Raw genomic sequence first — 7270 nt, forward strand, 5'->3', positions numbered from 1 at the left:
CGGCGCCGGTGATCATGTTCTTCACATAGTCGGCGTGGCCGGGGCAGTCGACATGCGCGTAGTGGCGGGCCGGCGTCTCGTATTCGACATGCGCCGTCGAGATCGTGATGCCGCGCGCCTTCTCTTCCGGGGCCGCGTCGATCTGGTCGTAACGCTTGTACTCGCCGAAATATTTGGTGATCGCCGCCGTCAGCGACGTCTTGCCATGGTCGACATGGCCGATCGTCCCAATGTTCACATGCGGCTTCGTCCGCTCGAATTTGCTCTTGGCCATCCTGCTCTTTCCTTGGCGTCAGCTCTCTAGGGTCTGCTTAGGGGCGCCGATTAGCGACAACAGCACGAAAAGACAAGGGGTTTTCACCCCCTGCCGCGATGCCATGCCATCCGGCGATCCCGTGGGAAGCCCGTTAGATAGGATTTTTGGCCGCACGCGCAAGACGAGCGATGGAGTTGGAGGAGGCCGAGGAAAGGCCGGCCAATTTGGCATGGTCTGCGGCCTCTCCGCAGACACCCCGAACTGGATAAATCCACCGCGGCGGAAGCTTTCGAAGACGCTGCGATTGAAGCAGGCTTGGCATCAGCCGGCGACAAATTCTGTTGGGAGTTTGTTGTCACGACCGCCGAGGCATGGATTCCCGACACTCTCCGCTCGCTTCGCTCGCTCACGAGGTCGGGAATGACGACATCATTGATGCCCCAGCCAATCGCCAGCGTTGGAGATTAGTGGAAGCGGACTATGACTGTCGTCATTCCCGACCTCGTGAGCGAGCGAAGCGAGCGGAGAGTGTCGGGAATCCATGCCTCGAAGGCGACGAGACCAGAGCGGGTGACGAATTGGCTGCGTCCGATTAATGATCAGACCACAGCCAGAAACCCAAGCCGCGAAGTATCAACGCGATCCTTGGCGCGCCGGAGTCGAAAGCCTCAGTACACGACCACCGTCGTCTTGCCCGGAACGCGATTGTAGAGGTCGATGACGTCCTGGTTGATCATGCGCACGCAGCCGGACGACATGTTCTGGCCGATCGTCCACCATTCGGGCGAGCCGTGGATGCGATAGCCGGTGTCGACGCCGTCCTTGAAAATATAGAGGGCGCGCGCGCCGAGCGGATTGTCGATGCCGCCGGGCTGGCCGTTGGCCCATTTCACCAGTTCGGGCTTGCGCCCGATCATCTCGGCCGGCGGCTTCCAGGTCGGCCACTGCTTTTTGTACTGGATGTTGGCGCGACCCGACCATTCGAACCCCGCCTTGCCGATGCCGACGCCGTAGCGCAGCGCGTCGCCGCCCGACTGGACGAGATAGAGGAAGTGGTTTTTTAGATCGACGACGATGGTGCCGGGCGCCTCGCCGGTCGGGTCCTGCACGATCTGGCGGCGGAATTCGCGCGGAATCTTTTCGTAGGGGATCGCCGGCAGCACGAACGATCCCTCGGTGACCGAGGCGTACATGGTCGCGGGACTGGTGACGCCGGCATCGACGCTGATCTTCGGCCGGATCGAGCCGGTGGAACTCATGTCGAGCCCTTCCAACGACGGCGAACAGGCGGCGAGCGTAGTGGAACCGGCGGCGACCAGGAAGGTGCGGCGGGTCAGCTTCAATGCGTCTTGGCTATTGTGATCACGCGACATGGCAAGCACTCGTTACTCGAACGGACTCATCATGTCGCAACATGGTTTAAATTCAGCTAAACAGCGGCGGCTTTGCGTAAACGCCGTAGGTTGTGTCGGCGCCGGACACCGAAGCGGATCAGCATAGCCAGGAGCGGAGGGGTTTCATGAAATACGACCGAGCCTGGCTGGAAGCTGAATACAGACGAAAGACAAAACTGCGTTTCCTGAACTTCTGGGGCCATCAGCCGTCGAAGGACGGAACGCTTTCGCCGTCCTGCTTCAGCCAGTGGTGGCCGGCGCCATTCGCGGTGGATGGCCAAAGATACGCGACCGCCGAGCACTGGATGATGCGGCAGAAGGCTTTGCTGTTCGGCGACGCGGCGATCGCAGCGAAAATTGCGGAGGCAGCGAGCCCCAAACAGGCGAAGGAGCTTGGCCGAAAGGTTTCCGGCTTCGACAGCGATCTCTGGAACAAGGAAAAGTATCGGATCGTGCTGGCGGGCAGCGTCGCGAAGTTTGGTCAGAACCCGTCGTTGAAGGATTTTCTGCTGAACACCGGCAACCGGATCCTAGTCGAGGCAAGCCCGGTCGACCGCATCTGGGGCATTGGCATGGCAGCGGACGATGCCGGCGCCGAAAACCCGCTTCTGTGGCGTGGCGAGAATCTGCTGGGTTTCGCGCTGATGGAGGCTCGCGACGAGCTTGGCGGCAAAACGTCTTAGAACAAGGCTGGAGCGGGTGAAGGGAATCGAACCCTCGTATTCAGCTTGGAAGGCTGCTGATTATTTTTTGCTTTCAGCCACTTAGCGGTAAAACTCGGCACGATCCGGCTCTATTTTTCAATAGCTTGGCGTCGAATTGTAAAACGCCGCGCATTGGTTGGAGGCCCCATCGACCGTTCTTCGGGAACAAGCGGACTACCCCGATCAGTTGTCGACAGCTCATCAATGCGACGTTTGCGCGTGCGGACTCAAAGTCAATAGCGCGACGCTCACGATGGGTGCGATCGGCGGGCAACCCTGGGTAGCTCTGTATGTTCGCTTCGTCGTCAGTTGACTTACCCCAACGGATAAATCACATAATTTAGAATATATTCAACTACTCTTAGATATAACTAAGTCATTAGCAAGTTATTCTGGGCGATTTAGAAGGATATATAGAAATACCGCAGACCATCGGGCGACCCTTTGCTCACACCAATCTGGCCAAGTTCGTCACGAAAAGGATCCTCGAGCTCATACCCAAGAAAACCCAGGGACAAATCGCAGATGAGGCAGGATTCCTGTCTGTCAACATGCTGTCGATCGTCAAGAGCGGTGCAGCGAGGTTGCCGCTTGATCGAGTTCCTGCCCTCGCCAAGTCGCTGAAATGCGACCCCGCCCGCCTGTTCATCCTGGCAGTTGAGCAGCAGGACACCGCGTTGGCGGTGGCGGTGAGGGATATTTTCAGGATCGCCGTCTCAGCCAATGAGGCCGCCTGGCTCGAAGAACTTCGCGACGCCTCGGACAATTCCGATCCCACGCTCACCACCAAGGCGCGGCGCGCCGTCAGGGCGCTGTTTGGCAAATGACCAAGCCCCGCAACCACGCCCGCCCGATCCACCCGCTCGAACTGACCGAGAACGAGCGAGCCTGGATCGAGTTCATCCGGCTCGCGTCCCGCGACAGCGATCCGAATCCGACGCTCGAGCGCGTCCAGCAATTGCAGAAGATGTTTCGAAATGAAGGATAAGTTCTCCGATTTGTGGCCGAGCGGATTTGACGAGCGCTGGATCGGCAAATCGATCCCCAAGCGCGACTGGCACTTTCACCGGCAGTTGCTTGAACGATACGGGATCGTGCTGGCCGCAGGCGAATTCGCAAGCATGGTGCGCGACATCAAGCACGGAGCGGCCCTGCCCATTGCGAAGCTGTCGCCTCGCCAGGTGATCTACTCCGTGCGGATCGAGCGGGTACACGAGCGAATCTATGTCGTTTCCGACGGACGACAGGTTTTCACCGCCTGGCCGCCGAAAAAGAAACTGAACGAAATTCGACGGAAGATGACTGATCGCTCGTGACCGAGCCCGGCCTGTGCTTCAGCATGACGCACTGATCCTTTTTGCAGCTAGGGATCAAACCGATTCGAATAAGCGGTGCTGGCGGTTGGCTTTCCTGGAGCGGCAGCTGATAGGCGATGACCAGCTCGGAGCGCACGAAGCCGGCGCGCTCATACATCAGGCCCAGCCTCGAGAAGAAGGACGACACTTTCCTGCTCCTTCGGATCTGTGCGGGCGATCAGGGCTTTCGACACCTGCCCGGTCGGGTTACGGGGTTGGTGCAGGACGCCGGCCGGGATGTAGACGAAGTCCCCAGCCTGCCCGCGATCGACTTGCTGGAGGTTCGGTCCGTGTGCCAGCTCGATCGTGCCCTCCAGCATGAAGATCGCGGTCTCGTGCGCTTGATGGTAATGCGCCGTCGCCTTGGCTCCCGGCGGCATCGTCAGGAGGTGCAGGCAGATACCCTCCGATCCAGCGGTCTCGGCCGAGATGCCGGCGAAATAGTCGAGGCCCTGCTTGCCGCGGAATTGCTCGCCGCTGCGTATGATCTTGCAAGCTTTCATCCGATTATTCTCCATTGTGCGCCTATCCTGGACAAAAGCGACGCCTTTTCTCGACTGGATCGCCACGATCCAAGAGCCGCCACCATACCGGCGGGCGGCTCCAGGTCGGAGCGTTCGTTCGAAACTAGGCCACCGAAAAATCGGCGTTGGTGAGCGCCAGGCCGACGGTGAGCGTGGCGAAGTGGATGCCGGCCGAGCCGCCGACGCCGTCGGCGTCGTAGAACAGTTTTCCGCTGTCGCGCTCGTAGATGATGTGGTCGGAGGTATCCTGCGCCAGGCCGGTGTTGTTGACCCGGAACGCCGCCGCCGACAGCGTGCCGGTGTCGAGCGCGGTGAAGATCGCGTCGGACAAGAGCATCCGGTCGGCCGGCACGCTGAAGTCGAGGATCTTGTCGACATTGGCGGCACCCAAGGTGGAAGCGAACACGAACGTGTCGGCGCCGCTGCCACCGCGCAGCGTGTCGATGCCGCCCTTGCCCTCGATGCGGTTGGCGCCGGCATTGCCGGTGATCTGCTGACCGAACTCGTTGCCGGTCAGGTCGATCGCCGAGGTGCCGGTCGAGCCGTTGGTCTGCAGGATCTCGACTTGGACTCCCGTGCCAAGCTTGTAGTCGACCGCAGCGATCACCTTGTCGGCGGTGCCTTCCGAGGCGAGCTCGATGAGGATGTCGCCAACATTGAACACCCGGTAGGTGTCGTTGCCGCCAAAGCCACGCATGACATCGGCCGCACCGGCTCCGCCGTCATGCAGGATGTTGGCGCCGGCATTGCCGGCGATCTCCTGCCTGAGCGCGTTGCCGGTGAGGTCGATGGCCGAGGTGCCGGTCGAGCCGTTGGTGAACATGTTCTCGATCTCGGCGCTGGCGCTCAGCTTGTAGTCGACCGCGGTCACCACCGTATCCGAGCCGTTGCCGGCGGTTTCGACGACGACGTCGCCGGAGTTGAACACCCGGTAGATATCGTCGCCGCCGAGGCCCTTCATCACGTCGGCAGCGCCGCCGCCCGTATGCAGGATGTTGAAGCCGGCATTGCCGAGAATTTCCTGCTTCAGCGTGTTGCCGGTCAGGTTGATAGCCGTTGTCAGCTTGGTGTTCGCCGTCGACAGGATCTCGATGTTGTCGCCGTTGCCGAGCGTGAAGCTCTCCAACGCAGCCGCGCGATCGGCGGTGCCTTCACCGGCCGCCTCGATAATGCTGTCAGTAGCTGTCACGATGTAGAGATCGTTGCCCTCGCCGCCGCGCAGGATATCCCCGCCGGCACCGCCGTCGAGCGTGTCGCTGCCCGCAAACCCATCCAGCGTGTCGCCAGAATCGCCACCAATGAGCTTGTTGGCGCCCGCATCGCCATCGAGGTTGTCGCTGAAGGCACTCCCGATGACCTGCTCGATATTGTTGAGGATATCGCCTTCAGCGTCGCCGCCCTCGGCGGCATTGAGGGCGACTGCACGCGATTGGCGAGTGGTGGTCGTGTCCTCGGAAAGGGATACATCCACCCCGGCCGACGACGCGGAATAATCGGCAATGTCGAAGCCGTCGCCGCCATTCAGATGGTCCGCGCCGGCGCCGCCGACCAGGATGTCATTGTCGTCGTCGCCGAACAGGTCATCCCCATCGGCCCCGCCGACAAGGGTGTCGTCGCCGTCGCCGCCGGAAAGCCGGTCGATACCGCCGCCGCCATCGAGCGCATCGTTGCCGGAGAAGCCGTTCAGTTCGTCGGAACCATTCAGCCCGAGGAGACGGTTGTCGGCGCCATCGCCGCTGATGATGTCAGCGAAACCCGAACCGTTGACGTTCTCGATGTTGATCAGCGTGTCGCCCTGGGCGTCTCCGCTTTGTGCTATGGCAAGCAGCAGGGAGATGGTGACGCCGGCGCCGGACGAGTCATACGCGGCGGTATCGATGCCTTCGCCACCGTCGATCGTATCGGAGCCCACCTGACCGGCGAGGACGTCGTTGCCGGCAAGGCCGCGCAAGGTGTCGTCCCCGGTGAGCCCATTCATGGCGTTGGCGAGCGTGTCGCCTTCGAGCGTGTCGTCTTGGAGCGATCCCTGAATGTTTTCGATGCCGATCAGGAAGTCGCCATCCGCATCGCCGCCCGCGCCGAAGCCGCTGTCGCCAAGACCGCCGGTAAGCTTCACCGTCACCCCGTTGAACGACGTCGAGTAGTCCGCCGCGTCGATGCCGGCGCCACCATCGAGCACGTCGCTGCCGCCACCGCCGGTCAGAAAGTCGTTCTGGTCGCCACCCGACAGGGTGTCAAAGTCGGTGCCGCCGAAGAGCCGGTCATTTCCGCCCAGTCCGGAGATGATATCTTCGCCGCCGCTGCCCTCCAGGCGGTTGTCAGCATTGTCACCGTTCAGCATGTCCCCGAACACCGACCCGCGCAGGTTCTCTATGCCGGTGATGATATCGCCGGCAGCATGACCGCCGCTTGCGGTGCCGTTCAGCAGGTCGATGATCACGCCGACATCGGAATTCTGGTAGTCGGCAGAGTCGATGCCGTCCCCGCCGCCGATGATATCACCGCCGAAGCCTCCAATGAGCACGTCATTGCCGCCGAGACCGAAGATGGTGTCATTGCCGCTTCCTCCATCGATTCTGTTGGCGCCGTTGTCGCCTAGAAAGCCGTCGCCAAGGCCGGAGCCGATGAAATTCTCGACCGAAGTGAAGCCGTCACCCTGCGCATCGCCGCCTTCTGCTGTGCCATTGATCCGGTCGATGAACACGGCCGCGCTGGATGCGCTGTAGTCGGCGGTGTCGATTCCCTCGCCTCCGTCGAGCGCATCCGCTCCGCCAAGTCCGCGCAGTATGTCGTCACCGCCGAAGCCGTTGAGAGTGTCGGCGCCGCTTCCTCCGCCCAGGAGGTCGTTGCCATTGTCGCCATCAAAAACAGGCATGATGTCATTCCTTCAAAAGTTGATCTGCCGCATGCGCGGCGGTTGCTGCCGGCGTGCGGCAGGGTTCGCCGGCCGGCATTGCCGGCGGCGGGTGAGTTCCAGTTGGATGGGATTGGCGTCAGGTCGTCTGCGATAAGAGCGGATGACAATCCTGGTCGCGAC

General features: G+C 61.5%; 8 protein-coding genes. 4 read left to right on the forward strand and 4 right to left on the reverse strand.

Features of this window, described 5'->3' with window-relative positions; all coding sequences use genetic code 11:
- Positions 1–274, reverse strand: a 274-nt coding sequence (locus ACH196_RS37435; RefSeq protein WP_396645030.1) for a GTP-binding protein, incomplete at its 3' end; no start/stop codon positions are given.
- A gap of 650 nt (positions 275–924) precedes the next feature.
- Positions 925–1629 (reverse strand): L,D-transpeptidase, encoded by a 705-nt coding sequence (locus ACH196_RS37440; protein ID WP_396651886.1) that lies wholly within the window; start codon positions 1627–1629, stop codon positions 925–927.
- 146 nt (positions 1630–1775) lie between these two features.
- Here ACH196_RS37440 and ACH196_RS37445 point away from each other — a divergent pair, with 146 nt between their 5' ends.
- From ACH196_RS37445 to ACH196_RS37460, 4 genes are all read left to right on the forward strand, one after another.
- Positions 1776–2333, forward strand: a complete 558-nt coding sequence (locus ACH196_RS37445; RefSeq protein WP_396651887.1) for an NADAR family protein — start codon at positions 1776–1778, stop codon at positions 2331–2333.
- Between the two features lie 572 nt (positions 2334–2905).
- A complete protein-coding gene (locus ACH196_RS37450) occupies positions 2906–3181 on the forward strand; it encodes a hypothetical protein (protein ID WP_396651888.1) in 276 nt (91 codons plus the stop codon).
- Entirely contained in the window at positions 3178–3342 is a 165-nt protein-coding gene (locus tag ACH196_RS37455) for a hypothetical protein (protein WP_396651889.1), read from the forward strand. The genes ACH196_RS37450 and ACH196_RS37455 overlap by 4 nt, the downstream gene beginning before the upstream one ends.
- Positions 3332–3670 carry a hypothetical protein gene (locus tag ACH196_RS37460; protein WP_396651890.1) on the forward strand — a complete coding sequence of 113 codons (339 nt, stop codon included), beginning with the start codon at positions 3332–3334 and terminating at the stop codon, positions 3668–3670. The genes ACH196_RS37455 and ACH196_RS37460 overlap by 11 nt, the downstream gene beginning before the upstream one ends.
- 149 nt (positions 3671–3819) lie before the next feature.
- On the opposite strand, the gene ACH196_RS37465 is transcribed toward ACH196_RS37460, so the two are convergent.
- Positions 3820–4227 carry a cupin domain-containing protein gene (locus tag ACH196_RS37465; protein WP_396651892.1) on the reverse strand — a complete coding sequence of 136 codons (408 nt, stop codon included), beginning with the start codon at positions 4225–4227 and terminating at the stop codon, positions 3820–3822.
- Positions 4228–4336: 109 nt separating this feature from the next.
- On the reverse strand, positions 4337–7108 hold the full coding sequence (locus ACH196_RS37470) for a beta strand repeat-containing protein (RefSeq protein ID WP_396651891.1): 2772 nt from the start codon (positions 7106–7108) through the stop codon (positions 4337–4339).
- Positions 7109–7270 lie beyond the last annotated feature (162 nt).

This window comes from Mesorhizobium sp. IMUNJ 23232 (assembly GCF_044326205.1).
Lineage (GTDB): Bacteria > Pseudomonadota > Alphaproteobacteria > Rhizobiales > Rhizobiaceae > Kumtagia.

Excerpts from the sequence above, each read along its gene's own strand:
- ACH196_RS37440 (WP_396651886.1), bottom strand. The coding sequence starts at position 1,629 with ATGTCGCGTGATCACAATAGCCAAGACGCATTGAAGCTGACCCGCCGC.
- ACH196_RS37445 (WP_396651887.1), top strand. The coding sequence starts at position 1,776 with ATGAAATACGACCGAGCCTGGCTGGAAGCTGAATACAGACGAAAGACA.
- ACH196_RS37450 (WP_396651888.1), top strand. The coding sequence starts at position 2,906 with ATGCTGTCGATCGTCAAGAGCGGTGCAGCGAGGTTGCCGCTTGATCGA.
- ACH196_RS37455 (WP_396651889.1), top strand. The coding sequence starts at position 3,178 with ATGACCAAGCCCCGCAACCACGCCCGCCCGATCCACCCGCTCGAACTG.
- ACH196_RS37460 (WP_396651890.1), top strand. The coding sequence starts at position 3,332 with ATGAAGGATAAGTTCTCCGATTTGTGGCCGAGCGGATTTGACGAGCGC.
- ACH196_RS37465 (WP_396651892.1), bottom strand. The coding sequence starts at position 4,227 with ATGGAGAATAATCGGATGAAAGCTTGCAAGATCATACGCAGCGGCGAG.
- ACH196_RS37470 (WP_396651891.1), bottom strand. The coding sequence starts at position 7,108 with ATGCCTGTTTTTGATGGCGACAATGGCAACGACCTCCTGGGCGGAGGA.